Source organism: Modestobacter sp. Leaf380 (assembly GCF_001424485.1).
Classification (GTDB): Bacteria; Actinomycetota; Actinomycetes; order Mycobacteriales; family Geodermatophilaceae; genus Klenkia.
This window is the reverse complement of record NZ_LMQC01000019.1, coordinates 427,432-451,893: the sequence shown is the minus strand read 5'-3', so window position 1 is coordinate 451,893 and position 24,462 is coordinate 427,432. Positions and strand designations below refer to the sequence as shown.

At 74.2% G+C, this 24,462-nt stretch carries 22 protein-coding genes; 13 read left to right on the top strand and 9 right to left on the bottom strand.

All coding sequences use genetic code 11. The features are described from left to right. Positions 1-84 precede the first annotated feature (84 nt). The 3 genes from murJ to ASG41_RS14585 are packed head-to-tail and all read right to left on the bottom strand — an operon-like array spanning position 85 to position 5,551. The gene (murJ, locus tag ASG41_RS14595; RefSeq protein WP_056296112.1) at positions 85-2,724 is read right to left on the bottom strand and encodes a murein biosynthesis integral membrane protein MurJ; all 2,640 of its coding nucleotides are present in this window, start codon (positions 2,722-2,724) and stop codon (positions 85-87) included. Then, positions 2,721-5,078, bottom strand: coding sequence for a DUF6049 family protein (locus tag ASG41_RS14590; protein WP_056296107.1), 2,358 nt, complete (start codon positions 5,076-5,078; stop codon positions 2,721-2,723). Before ASG41_RS14590 ends, murJ begins: the two co-directional genes overlap by 4 nt. After that, positions 5,075-5,551 (bottom strand): NUDIX hydrolase, encoded by a 477-nt coding sequence (locus ASG41_RS14585; protein ID WP_056296105.1) that lies wholly within the window; start codon positions 5,549-5,551, stop codon positions 5,075-5,077. The genes ASG41_RS14590 and ASG41_RS14585 overlap by 4 nt, the downstream gene beginning before the upstream one ends. 42 nt (positions 5,552-5,593) lie before the next feature. Between ASG41_RS14585 and ASG41_RS14580 the strand changes: the two genes are divergently transcribed. Both ASG41_RS14580 and ASG41_RS14575 read left to right on the top strand, forming a co-directional pair. Beyond that, complete coding sequence (locus ASG41_RS14580) at positions 5,594-7,078, top strand: CCA tRNA nucleotidyltransferase (RefSeq protein ID WP_056296102.1); 1,485 nt, start codon at positions 5,594-5,596, stop codon at positions 7,076-7,078. A 104-nt stretch (positions 7,079-7,182) separates the two neighbouring features. Then, the gene (locus ASG41_RS14575) at positions 7,183-8,103 is read left to right on the top strand and encodes a hypothetical protein (protein ID WP_056296099.1); all 921 of its coding nucleotides are present in this window, start codon (positions 7,183-7,185) and stop codon (positions 8,101-8,103) included. Here ASG41_RS14575 and ASG41_RS14570 read toward each other — a convergent pair. Beyond that, the gene (locus tag ASG41_RS14570) at positions 8,080-9,399 is read right to left on the bottom strand and encodes an MFS transporter (protein WP_056296717.1); all 1,320 of its coding nucleotides are present in this window, start codon (positions 9,397-9,399) and stop codon (positions 8,080-8,082) included. The two genes, ASG41_RS14575 and ASG41_RS14570, sit on opposite strands and share 24 nt — an antisense overlap. 175 nt (positions 9,400-9,574) lie before the next feature. Here ASG41_RS14570 and ASG41_RS14565 point away from each other — a divergent pair, with 175 nt between their 5' ends. Beyond that, complete coding sequence (locus ASG41_RS14565; RefSeq protein WP_235564811.1) at positions 9,575-10,141, top strand: YqgE/AlgH family protein; 567 nt, start codon at positions 9,575-9,577, stop codon at positions 10,139-10,141. Between the two features lie 152 nt (positions 10,142-10,293). Here ASG41_RS14565 and ASG41_RS14560 read toward each other — a convergent pair whose 3' ends face one another. The 3 genes from ASG41_RS14560 to ASG41_RS14550 all read right to left on the bottom strand — a co-directional run bounded on the left by ASG41_RS14560 (position 10,294) and on the right by ASG41_RS14550 (position 12,901). After that, entirely contained in the window at positions 10,294-11,076 is a 783-nt protein-coding gene (locus ASG41_RS14560; protein ID WP_056296094.1) for a hypothetical protein, read from the bottom strand. A gap of 75 nt (positions 11,077-11,151) precedes the next feature. After that, positions 11,152-12,231 (bottom strand): inositol-3-phosphate synthase, encoded by a 1,080-nt coding sequence (locus tag ASG41_RS14555; protein WP_056296091.1) that lies wholly within the window; start codon positions 12,229-12,231, stop codon positions 11,152-11,154. Between the two features lie 52 nt (positions 12,232-12,283). Then, positions 12,284-12,901, bottom strand: a complete 618-nt coding sequence (locus ASG41_RS14550; RefSeq protein WP_235564810.1) for a PadR family transcriptional regulator — start codon at positions 12,899-12,901, stop codon at positions 12,284-12,286. Positions 12,902-13,103: 202 nt separating this feature from the next. Between ASG41_RS14550 and ASG41_RS14545 the strand changes: the two genes are divergently transcribed. The 3 genes from ASG41_RS14545 to ASG41_RS14535 all read left to right on the top strand — a co-directional run bounded on the left by ASG41_RS14545 (position 13,104) and on the right by ASG41_RS14535 (position 17,650). After that, a complete protein-coding gene (locus ASG41_RS14545) occupies positions 13,104-13,532 on the top strand; it encodes a DUF5318 family protein (RefSeq protein WP_235564809.1) in 429 nt (142 codons plus the stop codon). Between the two features lie 112 nt (positions 13,533-13,644). Beyond that, a complete protein-coding gene (locus ASG41_RS14540) occupies positions 13,645-16,038 on the top strand; it encodes a transglycosylase domain-containing protein (RefSeq protein WP_056296088.1) in 2,394 nt (797 codons plus the stop codon). A 13-nt stretch (positions 16,039-16,051) separates the two neighbouring features. Further along, a complete protein-coding gene (locus ASG41_RS14535; protein WP_235564808.1) occupies positions 16,052-17,650 on the top strand; it encodes a glycosyltransferase family 87 protein in 1,599 nt (532 codons plus the stop codon). Here ASG41_RS14535 and ASG41_RS14530 read toward each other — a convergent pair. Beyond that, positions 17,635-18,447, bottom strand: a complete 813-nt coding sequence (locus ASG41_RS14530) for a deoxyribonuclease IV (RefSeq protein WP_082556986.1) — start codon at positions 18,445-18,447, stop codon at positions 17,635-17,637. The two genes, ASG41_RS14535 and ASG41_RS14530, sit on opposite strands and share 16 nt — an antisense overlap. A gap of 161 nt (positions 18,448-18,608) precedes the next feature. Here ASG41_RS14530 and ASG41_RS14525 point away from each other — a divergent pair, with 161 nt between their 5' ends. From ASG41_RS14525 to ASG41_RS14495, 7 genes are all read left to right on the top strand, one after another. Beyond that, on the top strand, positions 18,609-19,658 hold the full coding sequence (locus ASG41_RS14525; protein WP_157519426.1) for a hypothetical protein: 1,050 nt from the start codon (positions 18,609-18,611) through the stop codon (positions 19,656-19,658). Between the two features lie 187 nt (positions 19,659-19,845). Beyond that, entirely contained in the window at positions 19,846-20,133 is a 288-nt protein-coding gene (rpsF, locus tag ASG41_RS14520) for a 30S ribosomal protein S6 (RefSeq protein ID WP_056296699.1), read from the top strand. 2 nt (positions 20,134-20,135) lie between these two features. Then, the gene (locus ASG41_RS14515; protein WP_056296082.1) at positions 20,136-20,651 is read left to right on the top strand and encodes a single-stranded DNA-binding protein; all 516 of its coding nucleotides are present in this window, start codon (positions 20,136-20,138) and stop codon (positions 20,649-20,651) included. A gap of 33 nt (positions 20,652-20,684) precedes the next feature. Next, positions 20,685-20,921 carry a 30S ribosomal protein S18 gene (gene rpsR, locus ASG41_RS14510; RefSeq protein WP_056296079.1) on the top strand — a complete coding sequence of 79 codons (237 nt, stop codon included), beginning with the start codon at positions 20,685-20,687 and terminating at the stop codon, positions 20,919-20,921. Between the two features lie 2 nt (positions 20,922-20,923). After that, positions 20,924-21,379, top strand: a complete 456-nt coding sequence (gene rplI, locus ASG41_RS14505) for a 50S ribosomal protein L9 (RefSeq protein WP_056296077.1) — start codon at positions 20,924-20,926, stop codon at positions 21,377-21,379. Between the two features lie 501 nt (positions 21,380-21,880). Next, entirely contained in the window at positions 21,881-23,251 is a 1,371-nt protein-coding gene (dnaB, locus tag ASG41_RS14500; RefSeq protein ID WP_056296075.1) for a replicative DNA helicase, read from the top strand. Positions 23,252-23,253: 2 nt separating this feature from the next. Next, positions 23,254-23,976, top strand: a complete 723-nt coding sequence (locus ASG41_RS14495; RefSeq protein WP_082556941.1) for a VOC family protein — start codon at positions 23,254-23,256, stop codon at positions 23,974-23,976. Here ASG41_RS14495 and ASG41_RS14490 read toward each other — a convergent pair. Then, complete coding sequence (locus tag ASG41_RS14490; RefSeq protein ID WP_056296072.1) at positions 23,960-24,418, bottom strand: cupin domain-containing protein; 459 nt, start codon at positions 24,416-24,418, stop codon at positions 23,960-23,962. The genes ASG41_RS14495 and ASG41_RS14490 overlap by 17 nt on opposite strands. Positions 24,419-24,462 lie beyond the last annotated feature (44 nt).

The following is a 24,462-nucleotide window of genomic DNA, read 5'->3' as shown; positions in this document are numbered from 1 at the left end:
ACGCTGCCGACCTCCCCTGGTCCCCGCCGGACGCGTGCGCGTCAGGTCTGCCGTGCTGTGCTGCTGCGGTGCCGGAGTGGTCGGTCAGCGGCGTGGTCGGCCCAGGCGAGCCCGGACCGCGGCGACCGGCCCCGCGACCTCCGGGACCCGTGCCAGCACGACACCACCGACCACGACGGCGCCAACAACCACCGTACCGACCGCCAGGGTGACGAGCGAGCCCACGACGGCGGTGCCGACGAGGTCGGAGGTGACCCGCACCGCCCCCCAGCCCGCAGCGGCCGCGACGATGCTGACCACCAGGACCCGCAGCACCGTGGACGCGGCGTCGCCAGTACGCAGCGTGCCCAGACGGCGACGCAGAGCCAGGTCGCCGGCGACCCAGCCGACCAGGTACGTGACCGACGTGGCGACCATGAGACCCGCCACCACGTGCCGGGGTTCGACCAGGACCGGCACCAGCAGCAGCAGGGGCACCCGGACCGCCACCATGGCGACCTGGATCAGGGTCGGCGTCCGGGCGTCCTTCATGGCGTAGAAGACGCGGAGCTGGAGCAGGGTGACCGCCATCGGCAGCAGTCCGAAGGCGCCGACGGCCAGAGCGACGCCGACCGCGCGGGCATCGGAGGGGTCGGCGTTGCCGCGGGCGAAGGCGAGGGTGCCGACCGTGGGCCCGAGCACCACGAGCAGGGCGGTCACTGGCAGCAGGCCGAGGGCCGACAGCCGCATGCCCAGGGACAGGTCGGCGACCACGCCGGGGACGTCGCGGCGGGCGGCGGCACGGCTCATCCGAGGCAGCAGCGCGGTCAACAGGGCGACGCCGATGATCCCGTAGGGCATCTGGAAGAGCAGGCTGGCGTTGCTGAAGGCCGCCGGCCCCAGGCCGCCCTCCTGCCGGGCCGCGGCGTTGGCCACCACGCTGGCCACGACGACGCCGACCTGGCTGACCAGGACGTAGCCGATGACCCACAGGCCCAGCGAGCCGGCCTCGCCCAGCCCGGTCCCGCGCAGCCCCCACCGTGGACGCAGCGGGATGCCGTGGCGGGGCAGCAGCGGCAGCAGCACCAGGGCCTGCAGGGCGATGCCGACGGTCGTGCCGATGCCCAGCAGCCAGACCAGCCAGGGCTCGAGGGTGAGGGGTGTCAGGTCGCCGGGACCCGAGGCGAGCAGGAAGACCACACCGACACCGATGACGACGACGTTGTTCAGGACCGGGGCCCAGGCCGGCGGGCCGAACACCTGACGGGCGTTCAGTGCGGCCGTGGCGAAGGCGCCGATCCCGTAGAAGACGATCTCCACCAGCAGGATCCGGGCCAACCAGTTCGCCAGGTCCACCTGCTCCGGGTTCCCACCGGTGTCCCGGATGCCCATCAGCCAGGTCAGGGCCGGGGCGGCGAGCACGGCGACCACGGTCAGCACGGCCAGTGCGGAGACCCCGAGGGTGAACAGCCGCTGTGTGTAGGCGACCCCCCGGTCGGCGTGCTTCTCCTGGGCACTGACCAGCAGCGGGACGACCACGGAGGTCAGCACGCCGCCGATCAGCAGCTCGTAGACGATGTTGGGCAGGGTGTTGGAGATCGTGTAGGCGTCGTTGACCAGGCCCAGGCCCAGGGCGGCGGTGAGCACGACGGTGCGCAGGAACCCGGTGATGCGGGAGACCAGGCTGGCCACCGCCATCGTCCCGGCCGCGCGCAGGATGCCGCGGCTGCGGCCGGACTCCTCCTCGCGCAGCGTGGGCTGCCCGGGGTCGGTCTCCTGCTGCTCGAAGCGGCTGGGCACCGGGGGCAGCACCGGGATGAGCTGGGTGTCCTCGACCGGCTGCACGTAGCGGTCGCGGCGCGGACCGGCCTCGCCGACCGGGGGCGTGCCCGCTGGTGCCTCGGGGCTGGAGGGCTCGGGTCTGTGGGGCGCAGGGGTGGAGGGCGCGGCGGGACCGCTGGGCGTCCGCGGCAGCACCGGCAGGCCCGGCTGCTCGCCGGAGCGGGGCCGGTCGCTCGCGGGCGGTGCCAGGGCGGCACCCAGCGGGCTGACCCGGGTGCTCGGACCGCGGTCGCCGGTCCGGGGACCGGGCGCGGCCACCGGGGGCCCCTCGTCGGGGGTCGCGTCCGGGGACCCCTGGCCGGGGGTGGCGACCGGGGACCCCTGGCCGGGGGTCGCGACCGGGGACCCCGTCGGCCGGGAGGACGAGGCAGGGCGCTCCGCCGGCGGCACGGGCCGGGACGGCGGGGCCTGCGGCGGACGGCGGGTGCCCGGACGGGGCGGACCCGTCGGGTGCCCCGCCAGCGCGCTCGAGGACGGCGCGGCCAGCGGCGGGGGCACCGCGCCGTAGGGGGCCGGCGGCAGCGGGGCGGAGCCGGTCGCCGGCCGGGCCGGGCGGGCAGCGGGGCGCTCGGCGGACGGTGGCGGTGTCGACGGGGTGCCGGGCACCGGGGGCAGGTCGGTGCGGGACGCCGGTCGTCGGGGTGTGGCAGCCGGGGGTCCGGCGGCCGGGGGTGCTGCGGCCGGGGGTGCTGCGGCCGCGGGTGCGGCGTCCCCGGTCGGGTCGGCGCGGTCCCCCTCGGGGGCGGCGCCGGTCGTGTCCTCCCCGGCCGACTGCGCACGGTCGGACGGGGCGGCGGCGTGCTCCCCCGTGAGGCCCTCGGCCCGGGAGCGCTCGACGATCTCCTGCACCGTCGGCGCCGACTCCTCGGCGGGCGCGCCGGTGCGGTGGTGCCCGCCGCTCACACCCTGCTCCGGGTCGGCGGACCGGCGTCACGCGGTCGGGGGGCGGGGTCGCCGTCCGGCATCTCCGCGTCGACCGGCACCAGCACGTCCTCGTCGGCAGCGGTGGGCTCGCCGCGGCGACGGCGCAGCACGAAGAGCACGAGCCGGCGCAGGAACAGCAGGCCCAGCAGGGCCGCGGCGCCGATCGTGATGGCCAGGGTGATGGGGCCGTAGGCGGTGCTGGTCACCCGCAGCTGGACCGGCTCGCCGAGCGGTCCGCCCGACGGCGTCGACAGCATCGCCGCGACGGTGAACGAGCCGGACTGCCGGACCTGCGTCGGGACGGTGATCGTCGTCCGGCTGCCGGGTTCGAGGACCGTCGCGGGCACCGGGTCCGACGAGAACCCCAGGCCGCCGCGAGAGCTCAGCGCGAGCTGCGCGGAGACCGCGAAGGGCAGGTCGTTGCGGACGGTCAGCACGAGGGGGGCGTCGCTGGAGGCCAGGCTGTAGGCGCCGTCGGCGGGAGCCAGCAGGGTCACCTGGCCGCGCAGGGCCGCCACCGTCCGATCCAGGTCCGTGGCGGCGGTGGCGAAGCCCTCGGGGTCGCCCAGCCAGCCCGAGGAGCTCGCCCGGGCGATCGCGGCGTCGTACCCGGCCAGCACGGTCGCCGGGTCGGACACGACGGCGGTCGCGACGTCGTCCCGGACGGCCACGCTGCCGGCGATCTCGGCCATCCCCGCCAGGGCCAGCTGCCGGTCACCGGTCGGTTCCACCAGCTCTCCGGCATCGGCCTCGGGCCCCTCGGCGAGGTCCTCGACCGAGGCCGCGGCCAGCCAGGGCTGGGTGACGGTGTCGGCGATCATCGGCGTCGCCCAGGACGGGTCGGCGTCGACCTCGCGCGGGGGCACCACGAGCACGGTCTGCGCCACGGCCGGGTCCACGGCGGCCAGCTGGCTGGTCAGCACACCCAGCTCGGCCAGGTAGCGCTGCTCGACGACCCGCGGACCGGCGGCCGCGGTCGCGGCCGAGGCCACCACCGCGGACAGCGTGCCGTCGGCGACCAGCGTGGTGGTCTCCCCGTCCGCCGTCTCCAGGGGCACGCGGGCGGCGGCGGTCCCGCCGGTGCTGCCCAGTGCGGCCCCGGGGTCGCTGTAGGCGCCCGCGGCCAGCACGACCCGGTCGGCGCCACCGGCCCGCAGGGTGGCGAGGGTGTCGGCGCGGACCGTCCCGCCGGTGGGCCAGGCCAGGTCGGTCGCCGGCTCGACGTCGAGGGTGTCGGCCAGGATCCGGGCCCCGGCGCCGGTGTCGCCGGCGGGCTCGGTGCGGGGGGGTGCCCCGGGGGCGGGGGTCACGGCCGGGTCGCCGTCGGCGTCGGTGGGCTGCGCGGCGGTGCCCTCGGCCGTCCCCGGCAGGCTCCGGGTCAGGACGTCGGCGAGCCCGGCGGCCTGCAGGGCGTCGGCGTCCACGTCGGCGTAGGGCAGCGCGGCCACCGGGTGGACGGCGGCCAGGGCGCGCAACCGGTCCAGCCAGTCGGTGGCGGCCGCGGTGCCCGAGCCCGCGACCCCGTCGACGGTGTAGCCGCCGGCCATCGCCCGCAGCTCCTCGACCAGAGCCGGGTCGACCACCAGCGTCACCGGGACGGCGACCCCGCCGTCGGGCAGCTCCTCCAGCACGTCCAGCGCGCGGTCCAGCCGACCGCCGGCGGAGACGTCGTCGGCCAGCTCGTCGTCGGTGAAGGCACCGGAGGCGTCGCGGTGCGGACGGTCGGTGAGCGGCCACAGCCAGGCGACCGTCGTCCGGCTGGTGGGGACGGCGGGCTGGACCAGCAGGTGCGTGGACAGCTCGCCGATCCGCTCGACCAGGCCGTCCCGGCTGCCGTTGACGTTGAGCAGCACCGGGTAGACGCCGTCGGCGGTGAGCCCGAGCTCGTCGGTGGTGGCGGTGTAGGTGAAGCGCAGGTCGTCGCCGGGGTCCAGCACGCCGTCCACCGGCAGGAAGGGCGCCTGGACGGCGCTGCCGGTGGAGGGTGCCGCCACGTCGGCGGCCAGCTCGGCCCGGGTGCTCAGCCGGTCACCGCGCTGCAGGCGCACGGAGAGGTCGGTGATGGTGTCGTCGCTGTCGTTGACCAGCGTGCCGCTGACCGCGACCGTCCCGCCCAGCACGAGGGTGCGCGGTTCGAACGTGTCGACGACGACCCGCACCGGCCGGTCACCGGCGCTGGTCGGTGCGGCCGAGCTGCCGGGGTCCGGCGCTGCCGACGCCGGGGTCGCCAGCGCGGGGACGGCGAGCAGCGACACCAGGGCGGTGGCCAACAGCACCCACACCCGGGTGGCGACGGCGGGGCGGCCGGCGCCACCGGCGGCCCGACGCCTCACGCGGTGTCGGCCAGCAGCCCGGGCGCGCGCTCGACCAGCGCCCGCTCGTCGGCGTACGCCAGCCGGCCGGACAGCTCGGTCAGCGGGACCCAGGCGACCTCGGTCACCTCGACGTCCTCGTCGGACAGGACGCCCCCCACCGCACGCAGCAGGAAGTGGTGCACCGTCTTGTGCACCCGGCGCCCGTCGGCGACGAACCAGAAGTCGATGATCCCCAGCGGGGCGATGACCTCACCGGTGATGCCGGTCTCCTCGGCCACCTCGCGCACGGCGGTGTCCTCGGGGGTCTCACCGGCCTCGATGTGGCCCTTGGGCAGCGACCAGAGCAGGCGTCCCCGGCGGTCGGTGCGGCCGATCAGCGCGGCGCGCGGGCCGGTGCCGTCGTCGTCGGCCACCACCAGGCCACCGGCGGAGGTCTCGTCGACCCGGCGCAACCGACGGCCCGGGCGTCGTCGCCCGCCCGTCCCAGCCATGCCAGGAGGGTAGCGCGGGAGACGGCAGTAGCCTGGCTGGTCGTGTCCGCCGAGCCCCCGCGTCGTCTCCCCGCCACGCCTCCTCCCGTCCCCGAGGCCGTGCAGGCGACCGTCCGCGAACTGGTCGACCTGACGCCGGTCCTGGGCCTGGTCGGTGAGCGGTTCACCGCGGCCGGCCACGAGGTGCACCTGGTGGGCGGGTCGGTGCGCGACGCACTGCTGTCCGCCGAGTCCGGCACCCCGCACGTGGGTGACCTGGACCTGACGACGTCGGCCACACCCGAGCAGACGCTCGCGGTGCTGGAGGGCCTGGCCAGTTCCACGTGGAACACCGGGATCGCCTTCGGCACGGTCGGCGCCGAGGTCCGCGGCGAGCGGCTGGAGATCACCACCTACCGGGCCGACCGGTACGACCGGGAGTCCCGCAACCCCGAGGTCGCCTGGGGCAGCTCGCTGGTCGACGACCTGGCCCGCCGGGACTTCACCGTCAACGCGATGGCCGTCTCGCTGGGCCCCGACCGCACCGTCACCGACCCCTTCGGTGGCCTGGGCGACCTGCTGGCCCGCCGGCTGCGCACCCCCGGCGCGGCGACCGACTCCTTCGCCGACGACCCGCTGCGGATGCTGCGCGCCGTCCGCTTCGTCGCCCAGCTGCACCTGGTGCCCTCCCCCGACGTCCTCGAGGCGATGACCACGCTGGCCCCCGAGCTGGCCCGGATCACCCCCGAGCGCGTGCAGCACGAGTTCTCCCGGACGCTGCTGAACCCCGCGCCCCGGGAGGCCCTGGAGCTCTTCGTCTCCACCGGGCTGTCCGACGTGGTGCTCCCGGAGCTGTCCGCGCTGCGGATGGAGATCGACGAGCACCACCAGCACAAGGACGTCTACACCCACTCGCTGACCGTGCTCGACCAGGCGATCGACCTGGAGCTGGCCGACCCGGACGCGCCGTCCCCGGACCTGGTGCTGCGGCTGGCGGCGCTGCTGCACGACATCGGCAAGCCGGCCACCCGCCGGCACGAGGAGCGCGGCCGGGTGTCCTTCCACCACCACGAGGTCGTCGGGGCCAAGCTGGTGCGCAAGCGGCTGCAGGCGCTGAAGTACCCCAAGGACGTCATCGAGGCCGTCTCCCGGCTGACGTTCCTGCACCTGCGCTTCCACGGGTACGGCTCCGGGGAGTGGACCGACTCCGCCGTCCGCCGGTACGTCACCGACGCCGGTGACCTGCTGTCCCGGCTGCACAAGCTGGTCCGCTCGGACTCCACGACCCGCAACAAGCGGCGCGCGGCGATGCTCTCGGCGACCTACGACTCCCTGGAGCAGCGGATCGCCGAGCTGTCCGAGGCCGAGGACCTCGCCCGGGTCCGCCCCGACCTCGACGGCAACCGGATCATGGAGTTGCTGGACATCTCCCCCGGCCCCGACGTCGGCCTGGCCTGGCGGTTCCTCAAGGAGCTGCGCCTGGAACGCGGCCCGCTGGACCCCGAGGTCGCCGAGGCCGAGCTGCTCACCTGGTGGCGCTCTCGCTGAGCCTCTGTGGAGTGACACGGCGCGGGTTCCGCGCCCCTCCCACTCCATGAGGTGCCTGTGGACGACGGCAGCGGCTCCATGGCCCGCTGCCCGATGCTGCCGGCGTGCCCCTCGACCTGCCGTCCGTCGTCCACCGACGGGACCTGCGCCGCGCCGGGGTGGACAAGGACCGCGTGCGCAGGGCCATCCGCTCGGGTCGGTGGCAGGAACCGGTGCCGGGTGTCGTGGTCAGGCACTCCGGGGCGCTCAGCGTCCGCGAACGCTGTGCCGTGGCGCTGAGCTGGGCTGGTGAGGGCGTCAGGCTGTCGCACACCAGCGCACTGGCCGTGCACCGGGCACGGGTGGACCCGCCGCGGGCCGCGGGCCGGGTGGCGGGGGTGCGTGGGGCGTTCCTCGCCCCGGAGGACGGGGGGCTCGAGCAGGTGACGGTGCCGCACGGTCGCCACCTGGACTCCCGGGCCTTCGTCGTCGTCCACCAGACGCGACGTCCGCTGGGCGACCTCGTCGTGGACGGCCTCGCGGTCACCACACCGGCGCGGGCCGTGGTGGACACCGCCGTCACCGCCCGACGCCGTCAGGACGTCGAGCACGTGGTGAGCGACGCTCTGCAGCGCGATCTCACCGACCTCGCAGACCTGGTCGAGGAGACCCGGGCACTCGGCCGGCTGGCCACTCCGTGGCTGCGCCAGACGCTGACCGATGCGGGCCGGGGGATGCGGTCGGTCGGTGAGTCGGACCTGCGTCGGGTCGTCCTGCTGGAGGGGTTGCCCGAGCCGACCTGGAACGCGGCGGTCCGGACCGACCAGGGCACCTTCCACCTGGACGCCCTGTGGGAGGACCGCGCCGTGGGTGCCGAGGCCGACGGGACGACGTTCCACCTGGGCGCCGCCGACTGGCAGGCCGACCTCCGTCGGCAGAACGCCGTCCAACGCACCCGCATCCGGCTCTTCCGCTTCCCGGTGCCCCGCATGCGAGCTGACCCGTGGTCGTGCGGCCGCGAGCTACGCGCCGCCCTGGACCTCTGATGGAGTGACAGGGGCGCGGAACCCGCGCCGTGTCACTCCGAAGCGGTACGTGGCGGCGAGGAGCAGGTAGCCGACGCCGACGACGACCAGGACGGTGTAGCTGACCCCGGACTCGGGCAGCAGCAGCGCGGCCAGCAGCAGGGCGGCCACGAAGGTCACGTTGAAGACCGTGTCGTAGACGGAGAAGACCCGGCCGCGGAAGTCGTCGTCCACGACCTCCTGCAGGGTGGTGTCCACGCAGATCTTCACCGACTGGGCGACGAAGCCGAGCGCGAAGCCGGCGGCCACGATCGAGGGCGGCACGAACGGCAGGCCCAGGGCCAGCTGGCCCACCCCGCCCAGCACGAGGGCGGCGGTGGTCCAGCGCTGCTTGCCCCAGCGGCGCACCGCCCACGGGGTGACGGCGGCGGCCAGCAGGGTGCCGACGGCGCCGGCGGCCACGACCTGGGCCAGCCCGGCCAGCCCGGCGGGGAACAACGGGCCCCAGGCGGTGAACGTGTTCCGGTAGAGCAGCAGCGTCATCAGCGTCAGGACGCCGTAGAAGACCCGGTGCACCGCCATCACGCCCAGCGCCGCGGTGGCCGGCGGGTGGGCCAGCACGTGGCGGGCACCGGCGGCCATCCCGGCCAGCACCTGACGGGCGGTCACCCGGGCCTCGCGGGCCGCGTGGTCGGGGCCCAGGTAGGGCCGCGGGAAGCCCGAGACGATGGTGGAGGCGACCAGGTAGGGCCCGGCCGACAGCAGCGCGAGCAGCGCGTAGCCGCCGTCCCCGGAGCCGAGCAGGCCCAGCGCACCGACGGCGACCCCGCCGCCCACGACCGTGGACACCGCGCCCGAGGTGGTGGTGAGCGCGTTGGCCGACACCAGTCCGGCGCGGTCGCAGGTGTGTGGCAGGCCGGCCGACAGCGCGGACAGCACGAACCGGTTCACCGAGAACACGCTGAGCCCCGCCAGGTAGAACGGCGCGCCGCCCACCCCGGCCCACACCAGCGTGGCGACGACGGCGACCAGCACCGCCCGCACGCAGTTGGCGACCAGCAGCACCTGGCGCCGACTCCACCGGTCCAGCAGCACCCCGGCGAACGGGCCGACCAGCGAGTACGGCAGCAGCAGCACCGCGAAGCCCAGCGCGACGTCGATCGGGTCGGCGGCCCGCTGCGGGTTGAACAGCACCGTGCCGGCCAGGGCGGCCTGGAAGACGCCGTCCCCGAACTGGGAGGACAGCCGGGTCAGCAGCAGCCGGCGGAAGTCGGCGCGGGCCAGCAGCCGGCGTGCCGTCGTCCCCCGCCCCGCCATGCTGCGCACCCTACGACCGCGGCACGCGGCAGCGGACGCACGCACGGCTGGCCCCCACGACGCCGAACCTGTTGCACACTGGGAGGTGATGAACGCGGTGCCCTCGTCGCCTGACCCGGACCGTCGACCCGCAGCCTCGGCCGCGGGTCGGATCCCCCGTGCCGACGTCCCCCCGGTGTCGATCGGCTGCCTGGACGACGTCCGCCCCGGCGCGCTGCTGGTGGCCATGCCCGGTCTGGTGGACCCCTCGTTCGCCGGGACCGTCGTCTACGTGCTGGACCACTCCGACACCGGCACCGTCGGGGTCGTGCTGAACCGGCCCAGCGAGGTCCGGATCAACGACGTGCTCCCGGGCTGGTCGGACCTGGCCGTGCAGCCGGGGGTCTTCCACGTGGGCGGCCCGTGCGAGAGCGAGACCGCGCTGTGCCTGGCGGTCGCCGACGGTCCCTCCGAGGGCCTGCGGGTCGTCGACGGCGGCGTGCACCTGGTCGACCTGGACGCCGACCCCGACGGCCTGGGCTCCGTCGTCACCGGGCTGCGGGTCTTCGCCGGGTACGCCGGTTGGTCCCCCGGTCAGCTGGCCGGCGAGCTCGGCGAGGGGGCCTGGGCGTGCGTGGAGAGCCACCCGGACGACGTCGTCGCCACCGTCGCCGGGGACCGGTTGTGGCACCGCGTGCTGGGCCGCCAGCGCGGCGCCCGCGGGGTGCTGAGCACCGCCACCCCGGACCCCACCCAGAACTGAGCGCGGGGAACCGCTCCGTCACAGCGTGTCGCGGTGACGCGGCCCCCCTCGGCTGGTAGACAAGGACCTGCGGGGAGGACGGTCTGGGGAAGAGACCGTCCTCCCCGCTCCCATGCCCGGCCCGCGGTGCCCCGCCGGCTCCGGACCCCCGCTCAGAAGCCCAGCTCGGCCGCCACCGTCGGGTAGTCGGCGGCGAGGGCCGTCTCGGTGTCCCCGGGCAGCGTGATCTCCCGCGGCCCGTGGTCGGCGAGGGTGATGGTGACGTCGAAGGTCTGGTCGGGCAGCCGGGTCCGGTACTGCAGCAGCAGCCGGTCCTCCGCGGACACCGTCACCGTCGTCCCGGCCCCGAAGCCGTAGACGACGGCCAGCTGCCCGTTGACCGAGGTCTGCCCCTGCCAGGTGTAGTCGCGCTCCAGGAAGGCCCGCGGGTCGTCGTCGGCGCGGGCCGAGAGGCGTGGCACCAGCTGCACCAGCACGTCGACCAGCGACGCCGTCCCGTCGGCCCGGGTGGAGGACAGCGGGCGGCGCAGGTAGCCGGTGTCCGGGCGCCCGGCGGCGGCCAGGGCGTCGGTCAGGCCGGGGACGTCGCCGATCCAGAGGTCCTGCGTGGTGGCGAAGAGCGTGCGGCTGTCGTCGGGGCGGCCGTCGCCGAAGGTGGTGACGGCCTGGGAGCGGGACGTGCCGCTGCGGAAGTCGACCTCCCCGGTCAGGGTGAGCACGGTGTCCTCCGCGTAGGGCGCGGTGACCGTGAAGTCGGCGCCGCCCTCGGTGAAGTCGCGGTGCAGCAGGCCGGCGAGGGTGTCCGCCTCCTCCTCGCTGATCGGGTCACCGGGGTCGCGGTCGGTGGCCGACGACCCGTCGGAGCCGCACCCCACGAGCAGGGTCAGCACCAGGCCGAGGACGAGCGCTGCCAGGGTGCGGGGTCGAGCGGACATGCCCCCACCCTAAGGACGCCGCAGGGGACCGGACGTGGTGTCCGGGCCCCTGCGGTCAGTCGTGCGGGTGCTGCGTCAGCGCTCGACGTCCCCACGGATGAAGGCCTCGACGGCGTCGCGCGCCTCGGAGTCGCTGTACTGCTCCGGGGGGCTCTTCATGAAGTAGGACGACGCCGACAGGATCGGGCCGCCGATGCCGCGGTCCAGGGCGATCTTGGCAGCGCGGACGGCGTCGATGATGATGCCGGCCGAGTTCGGGGAGTCCCAGACCTCGAGCTTGTACTCCAGGTTCAGGGGGACGTCGCCGAACGCGCGGCCCTCGAGCCGGACGTAGGCCCACTTGCGGTCCGAGAGCCACGGCACGTGGTCCGACGGGCCGATGTGCACGTTGCCCTTGCCCATGTCGCGGTCGACCTGGCTGGTCACCGACTGGGTCTTGGAGATCTTCTTGGACTCCAGGCGCTCGCGCTCGAGCATGTTCTTGAAGTCCATGTTGCCGCCGACGTTGAGCTGCATGGTGCGGTCCAGCTGCACGCCGCGGTCCTCGAAGAGCTTGGCGAGCACGCGGTGGGTGATGGTGGCCCCGACCTGGCTCTTGATGTCGTCGCCGACGATCGGCACGCCGGCGTCGGTGAACTTCTGCGCCCACGCCGGGGTGCCGGCGATGAAGACGGGCAGCGCGTTGACGAAGGCCACGCCCGCGTCGATGGCGGCCTGGGCGTAGAACTCGGCGGCCTGCTGGGAGCCGACGGGCAGGTAGCAGACCAGGACGTCGGCGCCGGACTCGCGGAGGGCCGCGACCATGTCGACGGGCTCGTCGTCGGCCTCCTCGACGATCTCCCGGTAGTACTTGCCCAGGCCGTCCAGGGTGGTGCCGCGCTGCACGGTGACGCCGAGCGGCGGCACGTCGGCGATCTTGATGGTGTTGTTCTCGCTGGCCACGATGGCCTCGGAGAGGTCCCGGCCGACCTTCTTGGCGTCGACGTCGAACGCGGCGACGAAGGTGACGTCGGAGACGTGGTACTCGCCGAAGCGGACGTGCATCAGACCGGGGACGGACTGGGTCTCGTCCGCGTCCCGGTAGTACTCGACGCCCTGCACGAGCGACGCGGCGCAGTTGCCGACGCCGACGATGGCGACCTTGACCTGTCCCATGGGACCTCCTTGTGCCTGCACGGTGTGTGCGCGGCCTCGATGACGACGTGGTTCAGGTGGTGCTGGTGCTGCTGTCCGGGCCCGGCGGCGCTGCCGGGTCGGCACGGTTGCTGTCGTTCCTCTCGCGGTCGATCAGCTCGGACAGCCAGCGGACCTCGCGGTCCACGCCGTCCAGGCCGTGGCGCTGCAGCTCGAGGGTGTAGCGGTCGACCCGGGCCCGGGTGCGGGCCAGGGCGGCCCGCAGCCCGTCGCGCTGCTGCTCGACGGTCCGCCGGCGGCCCTCGAGGATCCGGAGCCGGACGTCGGCTGCCGTGGAGCCGAAGAACGCCAGGTGGACGCCGAACCGACCCTCGTCGTCGTAGGCCTCCGGTCCCGTCTGGCTGACGAGGGTGTGGAAGCGCTGCTCGCCCTCGGCGGTGAGGGCGTAGACGACCTTGCCGCGGCGTCCGGTGAGCGGTGGCGCGTCGGCGGGGAGCAGCGCCTTGGGGTCGGCGTCGACGGTGTCGACGAGACCGGCGGCGAGCATCCGCTTCAGTGCCGGGTACAGCGAGCCGTAGGAGATGCTCCGCAGTCCGCCGAGCACGCCGGCGAGCTGTTTGCGCAGCTCGTAGCCGTGCATCGGGGCCCGCATGAGCAGGCCGAGGATGGCGAACTCGAGCAGCTCCCCCACCTCGTCCCTGCTGGTCCCGCTCGGATCGATGTATCGGCACGATACATCGGGAGGTGTCGCGCAGCACAACTCGGGACGACGTCCCGGGGTCGGGGCACCGGTTGTGAGCGGTCACGGTCCGGTCACGCCGAGCCCCACGGGTCTCGCCGGAGACGACCGTCGGAGAGGGGACGGCGGGCCCCGGCGTGCGTAACATCGGCCCGTGGCCGGACGACGCTCGGTGCTGGGACGCGCGGTGGTGGACTACTCGCTCCGCCGCCGGTCCCTGCTCGCCGACGTGCACGCCGGCCGCACGGGTCTGCTCGAGGTCTGCGACGCCAGTCCCTACCTGACCCGGGCCGCGAAGCACCACGGGGAGCTCACCGAGGAGCCCTGCCCGGTCTGCCGCAACCAGCGGCTGACGATGGTGAACTACGTCTACGGCGACGCCCTCGGCCCGGTCGCCGGACAGGCCAAGACCCAGGTCGAACTGGCCCGGATGCACGCGATGCAGGACGAGTTCGCCGTCTACAGCGTCGAGGTGTGCCAGGGCTGCGGGTGGAACCACCTGGCCTCGTCCTACGTCCTGGGGGCAGTGCCCGAGCCCGGCCGTGCGCCGCGCAAGACCCGGCGCCGGGCGGCCACCGACTAGCTCGACACCGAGCCGCCCGCCCCGACCGCCCAGGTCGTGCACAGCTCCACCCGCCATCCTGGCGTGACGCCCACCCGCGTCCGCCCACCGACCCGAGAGAGGGGCCACCGCCGTGCCTCCCCACGACGAGACCTCCCCCGTCGGGCCGCCCGCCGGCTCGCGCCGCCGCCCACCGCCCGCCCGGGAAGCCCGGTCCGGTGGCGGCGGTTCCCGGCCCGACCCCCGGCGCCCGGCCCGCGCCGACCGCGGCCGCACGACGGCCGCGCGCAGCACCGGCGGCGCCCAGGTGTCGGCCCGCAAGCCCGCCCCCCGGGGCAAGGGACGCAAGCGGACCGCCAAGCAGAAGCGGCGCCGGGTCTACAAGGTCCTCGCCGGCCTGGTGGTGGCCTCGTTCGTGCTGCTCGGCGTCTTCGTCGGCGTCGTCTACGCCAACACGACCGTGCCCTCCCTGGACGACGTCGCCCAGAAGCAGCTGTCGATCATCTACTACTCCGACGGCACCACCGAGATGGCCCGGCTCGGTGAGGAGAACCGGATCAGCGTGCCGCTGGACCAGGTCTCCGAGCCCGCCCGGGAAGCCGTGCTCGCCGCGGAGAACCGGAACTTCTACGACGACCCGGGCATCTCGGTCACCGGCATCGCCCGGGCGGCCTGGAACAACCTGACCGGCGGCTCCACCCAGGGCGGGTCCACGATCACCCAGCAGTACGTGAAGAACACCCTGTTGACGGCCGACCAGACGTTCAGCCGCAAGTTCCAGGAGCTCTTCCTCGCGGTGAAGCTGGACAACAGCTACTCCAAGGACGAGATCCTCGAGGGCTACCTGAACACCATCTACTTCGGTCGCGGGGCCTACGGCATCCAGGCCGCGGCGCAGACCTACTTCGGCGTCGACGCCTCCGCGCTGACCGCCCAGCAGGGCGCGGTGCTCGCCGTCCTGATCCGCAGCCCCAGCGCCTACGACCCGGCCGCCAACCCCGAGGGTGCCCAGGACCGGTGGGGCCTGGTGCTCGACGGCATGGTCGAGCAGGACTGGCTGACCCCGGGCGACCGCAGCGCATCGGTCTACCCCGAGGTGCTGGCCGCCTCCACGGCGAACCTCAGCTACCCCGACGGTCCCGAGGGCTTCGTCGCCCGGCAGGTCGTCGCCGAGCTGCAGAGCAAGTACGGCCTGGACGACCAGGACGTCTTCGCCGGCGGTCTGCGCGTGGTCAGCACCGTGAACAAGGGCTACCAGGACGCCGCCGGTGCCGCCGTCGCCGACGTGATGGAGGGCGAGCCCGAGGGGCTGCGCGAGGCCGTGGTCTCGGTGGACCCGCGGACCGGTGCCGTGCTGACCTACTTCAGCCCGGTGACCTCCACGGCGACGGACTACGTCCAGGTGCAGCGGCAGCCCGGCTCGTCGATGAAGCCCTACGTGATGGCCGCCGCGCTGGAGCAGGGCATCGGCGTGAACTCCCGCCGGGACGGCAGCTCCCCGCAGACCTTCCCGGACCGGGAGGCCCCGGTCCGCAACTCCGGCGGTGCCTCCTGCGGGTCCTGCACCCTGGTCCAGGCGATGACCCGGTCGCTGAACACCACGTTCTACGGCCTGGCCTACGAGGTGGGCCCCGACGCGGTGCGGACGACGGCGCTGGCGGCCACCGGCATGCCCGAGACGTGGCCGGTCGGCACGGTGCTGGGCAACGCCGAGGGCGGCCCGCTGAAGACGCTGGCCAACGCCGACGGCGACACCGGCTCGGCGATCGGCATCGGCGAGTACGAGATGCGCCCGATCGACCAGGCGGCCGGTTTCGCGACCATCGCCAACGGCGGCGTGCACCACGCCACGCACATCGTCAGCTCGGTCACCGACTCCGAGGGCGGCGTGCTCGTCGCGCCCGAGTCCACCGTGGACGCCGGCACCCAGGCGATGCCAGCCGACGTCGCCGCCGACACCACGTTCTCCATGGAGGGCGTCGCCGAGTACTCCCGCCGTTCGCTGGACGGCGGGCGGCCGGTGGCCAGCAAGACCGGCACCCAGGGCCAGGGCGAGGACAACTCCGACGCCTGGATGGTCGGGTTCACCCCGTCGATCTCGACCGCGGTCTGGATGGGCAACGACAGCCCGAGCGACCCGATCGTGAACGCCAGTGGGGCGATCGTCTTCGGCTCCGGCCTGCCGGGGGCCATCTGGCAGCAGTACATGGACGCCGTCCTCGCCGGCACCCCGGAGGAGCCGCTGCCCGACGAGCCGGTCATCGACGGCGACACCGGGGACAGCGTCCCGGTACCGGTGGAGACCACCCAGGCCCCGGAGCCGACCACCCAGGCCCCGCGACCCTCGACGCAGGCCCCGGCCCCGGCCCCGTCCTCGGAGGTGGAGCCGGCGCCCGCGCCGCCGACCACTCCTCCCGTGACGACGCCGCCGAGCCCCAGCCCCTCCCCGGCGCCCGCCCCGAACCCCAACCCCAACCCCAACCCGCCGGTCGTCCCGCCGGTGGTGCCGGGACAGCCGACGGCTTAGGCACACTGACCCGGTGACCACGGACGACACGGGCCCGTCCCCGGCCGACCAGCCGGACGACGGGCCCGCGCCGTCCCCGGGGGACCCCGGGCGGCCGGTCGCGGCCGCGGTCAGCGAGCCGCCTCGGATCGCCGCCCCGCCCTGGCCGGACCGGGTGGTGCCCAGCTGGACCGACCGCGTCGTCGCCCAGGCCAGCGAGGCGTTCGGCGGGCCGTGGGGACGGCACGCGGTCACCGGGCGGGCGCTGTTCTGGACCCCGCTGCGGGTGTCGCTGCTGTTCACCGTGATCGGCCTGGCCTTCGCCTGGGCGAAGCAGAGCCCCTGCTCGGACGGGGACTGGACGGGCTCCAAGCAGTACACGCACTTCTGCTACTCCGACACGATCCCGCTGTTCAGCCTGCACGGGCTGGACCGAGCGCAGGTGCCCTACCTGGACTCCCCGGTGGAGTACCCCGTGCTGACCGGGGGCTTCGAGTGGGTGGCCTCGGTGCTCGCCCGCGGCTACGACTCCCTGGCCCGCACGGTCGGGCTGCTGCCCGCGGTCGTGCCGGTGCAGAGCTACTACGTCGTCACCTGCCTCCTGCTGTCGGTGTGCGCGCTGCTGGTGACCCGCTCGGTCGTCGGCCTGGCCGGTCGCCGGCCGTGGGACGCCGCGATGGTCGGGCTCTCCCCGCTGCTGCTCGTGCACGCCTTCACCAACTGGGACCTGTTCGCCGTGGCGTTGGCGATGCTGGGCCTGTGGGCGTGGGCCAGGGAGCACCCGGCCCTGGCCGGGGTGCTGATCGGGCTGGGCGTGGCGGCCAAGCTGTACCCGGTCCTGCTGCTGGGCGCGCTGCTGGTGCTGTGCCTGCGGACCGGCACGCTGCGGCCCTGGCTGACCACCACGGTGGCCGCCGCCGGGGCGTGGCTGGCCACGAACCTGCCCGTGGCGCTGCTGGCGCCGGAGAACTGGCAGCGCTTCTTCGCCCTCAACGACAGCCGGCCCGCCGACCCGGACACGCTGTGGAACCTCGCGATCACCGCCTCCGGTGGCCGGTTCCTGGACGGCCCGCTGGCCGCCGGGCAGAGCCCCGAGGTGCTCAACGCCGTCGTGGCCGTCGGGCTGGTGGCGATGGCGGCGGCGGTGGGCTGGCTCGCGCTGGCCGCACCGGTGCGCCCCCGGGTCGCCCAGCTCGCGTTCCTGCTGGTCGCGGGCTTCCTGCTGGTGAACAAGGTGTGGAGCCCGCAGTACTCCCTGTGGCTGCTCCCCCTGGCCGTGCTGGCCCGGCCCGGCTGGCGGTCGCTGCTGGCCTGGCAGGCCACCGAGGCGCTGCTGTGGGTGCCCCGGCTGCTCTGGTACCTCGGCACGGACAACCGGGGCATCGACGTCGAGTGGTTCTTCCTGGCGGTGGGGGTGCGCGACGTCGCCGTCCTGGTGCTGGTCGGGCTGGTCGTCCGGGACGTGTGGCACCCCGCACGGGACCGGGTCCGGCGCAGCTGGCCGGGCACCGACGACCCCGGCGGTGGCGTGCTGGACGGCGCTCCGGACCGGTTCCGGCTGCGCGGGTGGCGGCTGGAGAGGGTCGGTCGACCGGTGGCCGAGCGGGCTCCTGCGCCTCAGCCCAGCGTCTGACGCAGCAGGGCGATCTCCTCGGCGTGCGAGGCCGGGTCGCCCGGCGTCTCCAGCACCACCGGGCAGCCGGCGGTGCGGGCCACCTCCAGCAGCAGCTCGGTGGGGATCTCCCCGGCCGACAGCGGCGCGTGCCGGTCCCGGGCCGAGCCGGCGGCGTCCCGGCTGTTGTTCAGGTGCACCAGGTCGATCCGGCCGGTGACCGCCCGGACGTCCTCGACCACGGTCGCCAGGTCCCAGCCGGCCGCCCAGGCGTGGCAGGTGTCCAGCACGAACCCGGCCCCGAACTCGCCGACGGCCTCCCACAGCCGGGCCAGCGCGTCCAGCTCGCGGGCCATCGCCTTGTCCCCGCCGGCGGTGTTCTCGATCAGCACCGGGAGCGGGAAGCCGCCGTCGTCGGCCTGTCGGGCGAAGGTCTTGCGCCAGTTGTCGAACCCGGCGGCGGGGTCGTCCCGGCCGGTGACGTGCCCGCCGTGCACCACCATCCCGGCGGCGCCGATGGCCGCCGAGGCCGCGGCGTGCTGGCCGAGCAGCTTGCGGCTGGGGATCCGGATCCGGTTGTTCGTCGAGGCCGGGTTGAGCACGTAGGGGGCGTGCACGAAGACGACGACGTCGCTGGCGCGCAGCTCCTCGACGTCGGGCCGCGGCTCCGGGGCCTTCCAGTCCTGCGGGTCGGCCAGGAACACCTGCACCGCGGCGGCGTCGACCTCGGCGGCCCTGGCCAGCACCCCGCCGTCGGCGACCTCGTTGGCCTCGGTCAGACCGGATCCGACGTGCACCCCGACGGGCTGGTTCGACATGCCCCGACCCTGCCACGCACCACCGACGGTCCCGGCCGGCACCGGACGGGTGGGTCTCTCGAGTGGCGCCCGTATCGCCTGGGTCACATCATCGTTCTCCACCGTGGTACCCGTCACTCGTGGGTACAGGTGAGCGTGGACACCTCGACGTGGAGGCACAGATGGACAGCGCGGTGGACAGCGGGCGACTCCGCCGGACGGCACGACGCGGCATCGCCGTGGCCACCCTGGGCTGGCTGCTGGCCGTGGCCGGGTCGGTGCTCGCCGCCCCGACCGCGAGCGCGGCGCCGACCGCCACGGTCGCCATCCGGGACCTGACGCCGCCGATCGTGTCCGTGGACGCCGGCGGCACGGTCACCTTCAGCAACCAGATCGCCGACAAGCCGCTGCGGGTGGGCGGCGGGCTGCTCCCCTCCCTGGTGGACGTCACCGTCTCGACCGACGTGACCCTCCGGCTGCCGTCAGGGACCAAGCCCCTGCCCGCTGGGGCGAGCGTCTCGGAGTCCTTCGGCCAGAGCTGCGCCGTCTGCTCGATCACCTACGCCTACCGCGTGGTGAGCAGCGGGCCGGCGCTCACCCAGGGTCTGATCGACGCCACGCTGGGGCAGCTGCCGGCGCTGCCGGTGCCCACCCCGTTCGTGGTGAACACGCTGGTGCCGCTGCCGAACCTGCCCTCGGTGAACCTGCCGACCCTGCCGCCGGTGACCGTCCCCCCGGCCGTCGTCCCCTCCCTGCCGGTGCCCCAGGCGCCGGTCCCGGTCACCCCGACCGCCCCGGTCGCCGAGACCCCGACCGCCTCGGCGCCGGCCGAGACGGGCACCCCGCTGGAGGGCACGGCCTACTCCTACGGCACCACCACGTCCGCCGGTCAGATGGCCCCGGTGGACACCTCGGCGGCCGCCGCGTTCGACCCGACCCGCTTCAGCCCGCGGACCCAGCCCTCCGCGGCCAGCGGCGGCGGCGGCAACGCGGGCAGCTACGACGGCGCCTCGGTCCCGGTCTTCGGCGAGCTCGCCGGCCTGGGCGGGTCCGGTCTGGGCGAGGGCGCCGGGGACGACGTCGCCACCGCCTCGGACACCGCGGCCGCCGGTCCCGACCCGGCGCTGTCGGTGCCGGCCCTGGCCGCCGTCGTCGCCCTGGCCGGGGTCAGCGCCGCCCTGGTGCGGACCCACCTGTCCCAGCGCACCGCGGACCGCGCCGCCGCTGCCTAGTCCCACCGCCGCGACCGGCCCTCGTCCCCTGTGGACGGGGGCCGGGCGTGCGTCTGACCGGCTGGTACTGTGGAACGAGCGCGTCCGGTCGACCGTCAGGTGCGGTCCTCAGGGCGCGCGACGCGTGTACAGCCCTCCTGCTGCAGATCCTCTGCAGCCGCTGAGACCAGAGGAGGTGGGGTTCTCCGTGCGTCACTACGAACTGATGATCATCCTCGACCCCGAGCTCGAGGAGCGCACCATCGCTCCCAGCCTGGACCGGTTCCTGTCGGTCGTCACCAACTCCGGTGGCACCGTCAAGACCGACATCTGGGGTCGTCGACGTCTCGCCTACGAGATCAAGAAGAACGTCGAGGGCATCTACGCCATCGTCGACATCCAGGCCGAGCCCGCTGCGGTGGCCGAGCTGGACCGTCAGCTGAACCTCAACGAGTCCATCCTGCGCACCAAGCTGATGCGGCCCGAGGCTCACTGACCATGGCCGGCGAGACCGTCATCACCGTCATCGGCAACCTGACCGCCGACCCGGAGTTGCGTTTCACGCCGTCCGGCGCAGCCGTCGCGAACTTCACCGTGGCCTCCACGCCGCGGACCTTCGACCGTCAGACGTCGGAGTGGAAGGACGGCGAGGCGCTCTTCCTGCGGTGCAACGTGTGGCGCCAGGCGGCGGAGAACGTCGCCGAGTCGCTCACCCGTGGCTCCCGGGTCATCGTCAGCGGTCGCCTCAAGCAGCGCTCCTTCGACACGAAGGAGGGCGAGAAGCGCACCGTCATCGAGCTCGAGGTCGACGAGATCGGCCCCTCGCTCCGTTACGCCACCGCGAAGGTCACCAAGGCCAACCGCGGCAGTGACGGCGGCGGGTTCGGTGGCGGCTCCGGCGGCGGCGGCGGTGGGGGCTTCGGCTCCTCCGGCGGCGGCGGCGGTGGCGGCAGCAGCGCTTCCAGCGACCCCTGGTCGACCCCGGCGTCGTCCTCGGACGAACCGCCCTTCTGATCTCGTACTCCACAAGCAATCCAGGAGAACCCTGTGCCCAAGCCACCCATCCGCAAGCCCAAGAAGAAGGTCTGCCAGTTCTGCAAGGACAAGGCGACCGGTGTCGACTACAAGGACACCACCCTGCTCCGGAAGTTCATCTCCGACCGGGGCAAGATCCGCGCCCGCCGCGTCAGCGGCAACTGCAGCCAGCACCAGCGTGACGTCGCCGTGGCCGTGAAGAACAGCCGCGAGATGGCCCTGCTGCCCTACACCTCCACGGCGCGCTGACCATGAGCGCATCGAAGCTGATCCTGACCCAGGAGGTCACCGGCCTCGGCTCTGCCGGGGACACCGTCGAGGTGAAGGGCGGGTACGCCCGCAACTACCTCCTGCCCCGCGGCCTGGCCATCATGGCCACCCGCGGTGCCCAGAAGCAGGTCGAGGGCCTGCGCCGTGCGCGGGCCGCCCGCGACGTCGCCACCCTCGAGGAGGCCAAGCAGATCGCCGGCCAGCTCTCCTCGCTGTCGGTCTCCGTCCCGGCCAAGGCCGGCAACGGCGGTCGTCTGTTCGGCTCGATCACCACGGCCGACGTCGTCGCCGCGGTGACCGCCGCCGGTGGTCCCTCGCTGGACCGCCGCCGGGTCGAGCTGCCCAGCTCGATCAAGAGCACCGGCTCGCACACCGTCACGGTGCGCGTCCACCCCGAGGTCAGCGCCGCGCTGGCCATCGAGGTCGTCGCAGCCTGACAGCAGCACCCAGCACCGCCCACGAGGGGCGTCGGACTCCGGTCCGGCGCCCCTCGTGGCGTTTCCGGGTCGGGGTCCCCGCCCGGCCGGTGACGCCGGACCACGGCGGACAGCACGTCGACGTTGGACACCGGGACGAGGGCGGGCGCCGCGACGCGCCCGGGCCCCGCGGCGGAGCAGAAGTTTCTCCCGTCCACAGGCTCCGCGCAGGAGACCGGCAGGTGGCCGGGGCCCGGACGGCCGATGACGGGCAGCCGTCCCCGTCCCCTCCACACGGAGGCACCGTCCGTCCACGGCTCTGTCCCCAGGTTGTGCAGAGGCCTGTGCACAGCGCTCGTGGACGGCGGCCCCCCGGCTGCCTAGCGTCACCGCTGGATCCACCGCGCGGGGTGGTCAGCACCGGTTCTGTCGGTGCCCCGCGATACGAAGGACGACGACGGACGGGGCACCCCGAGGTGCCCCGTCCCGGCAGTGGCGCGCAACAGATGGGGGCTCACGACAGTGGCAGTGGTCGACGACATCAGCAGGCCGGTGGCCGCGGCACCGCAGTACGACCGCCAGCCCCCTCAGGACGTCGCTGCCGAGCAGTCGGTGCTCGGCGGCATGCTGCTGAGCAAGGACGCCATCGCCGACGTCGTGGAGGTCCTGCACGGGGCGGACTTCTACCGCCCGGCCCACCAGATCGTCTTCGACTGCGTCCTGGACCTCTACGGCCGCGGTGAGCCCGCCGACGCGATCACCGTCTCCGCCGAGCTCAACCGCACCGACCAGCTGTCCAAGATGGGCGGGGCGGTCTACCTGCACACGCTCATCCAGTCCACGCCCACGGCGGCGAACGCCGGCTACTACGCCGCGATCGTGGCCGAGCAGGCCGTGCTGCGCCGCCTGGTCGAGGCCGGCACCCGGGTGGTCCAGCTGGGCTACGGCGCGGCCGGCGGCAAGGGCGACGTCGACGACATCGTCGACCGGGCGCAGCAGGAGATCTACGACGTCACCGAGAAGCGGATGAGCGAGGACTACTCGCGCCTCGAGGACGTCCTGCAGCCCACCATGGACGAGCTGGACGCCATCGCCAGCCGCGGTGGCACCGCCCGCGGTGTGCCCACCGGCATCCGCGACCTCGACGAGCTGACCAACGGCCTGCAGGCCGGTCAGATGATCGTCATCGCGGCCCGACCCGGCGTCGGCAAGTCCACCCTGGGGCTGGACATCGCCCGCAACGCCTCGGTCAAGCACCACCAGGCCGCCTGCATCTTCAGCCTGGAGATGAGCAAGCACGAGATCACCATGCGTCTGCTGTCGGCCGAGGCGAAGGTGCCGCTGCACCACATGCGCGCCGGCTCGCTCAGCGACGAGGACTGGTCGAAGCTGGCCCGCCGGATGGGCGAGGTCGCCGACGCCCCGCTCTACATCGACGACTCCCCCAACATGACGATGATGGAGATCCGGGCCAAGGCCCGGCGGCTCAAGCAGCGCAACGACCTCAAGCTCGTGGTGATCGACTACCTGCAGCTGATGACGTCGGGCAAGCGGGTGGAGTCCCGCCAGCAGGAGGTCTCGGAGTTCTCCCGTGCCCTCAAGCTGCTGGCCAAGGAGCTCGAGGTCCCGGTGATCGCGATGAGCCAGCTCAACCGTGGCTCCGAGCAGCGCCAGGACAAGAAGCCGATGCTGTCCGACCTCCGTGAGTCCGGCTCCATCGAGCAGGACGCCGACATGGTGATGATGATCCACCGCGAGGACATGTACGAGAAGGAGTCCCCGCGGGCCGGCGAGGCCGACATCATGCTGGTCAAGCACCGCAACGGCCCCACCGCGAACGTCACCGTCGCCTTCCAGGGTCACTACTCGCGCTTCGTGGACATGGCGAACTGACCGTGACCACCCCCGACGTGCCGCTCACCCGCACCGAGGCCTCCCGGGCCGTCGAGGCGATCGGCTGGCGGCTGCTGCTGGCCGAGCTGTGCACCTCGGTGCCCGTCGACTCCCTCGCCCAGGGGGCCCGTCTGGCGGCCGCCGTCACCGACGTGCTCGGTGCCGACGCCGACGGCCACCTGCGGGTGGACCTGCGCCCCGGCCGGGTCGAGCTGGGTCTGCAGACCCGTTCCGGGGGCGTCGTCACGGCGCGGGACGTCGAGCTGGCGCACCGGGTCACCGAGGTGCTGGACCGACCGGTGCGTCCCGGCGGCGCGCACCCGGTGCAGGCACTGGAGATCGCCGTCGACGCCCTGGACATCCCCGCGGTGCTGCCGTTCTGGGCCGCCGTCCTGGGCCTGGTGCCGCAGCCCGGGGACGACGAGGCGCTGGTGGACCCGGCGGGTGTCCTGCCGACGGTCTGGTTCCAGCAGATGGACGCCCCCCGCGACCAGCGCAACCGCATCCACCTGGACGTCACCGTGCCGCACGACGAGGCCGACGCCCGGGTGGCCGCAGCGCTGGCGGCCGGTGGCCGGCTGCTCTCCGACGCCGACGCGCGCTCGTTCTGGGTGCTGGCCGACGCCGAGGGCAACGAGATCTGCGTCTGCACCTGGGAGGACCGGGACGAGCAGGACCAGGGAGAGCAGGACCGGGACGACCTGCAGGTCAGTCCCGGAGGTTGAGCTGGTCGTACCGGGCGGCGAGCTCGTCGAGCTCCTCGGCGGTGGGCACGTGGCCGCCGGCGCGCAGCTCGACCATGCCGCGGAAGTAGTCCTCCCGCGGGGCGCCCGGGGTGAACAGCAGCAGGAACCGGCAGCCGGCGTCGGCGTCGGCGGCGTGGAAGCCGTGCACGCCGGAGCGGGGGACGTAGACCAGGTCGCCGGGGCCGGCGGTGGTCCAGGTGTCGCCGTCCAGGACGGCGAGCCGGCCCTCCAGCACGTGGAAGGACTCGCTGAACGTGCGGTGCACGTGCGGACCCGGGCCCCCGCCGCCCGGTGGCAGCGTGACCTCGAAGAGCCCGAAGTCGCCCCGGGTCTGCGCGCCGGTGGCGATGAAGCGGGTCCGCCCCGCGAGCTCCTGGTCGCGCTGCCGGGAGACGGTCGCCGGGTCGGGGACGTAGCTCATTCCCCGGTCCTACCAGCGGGACCAACCGTCCGTCGACCGGTGAC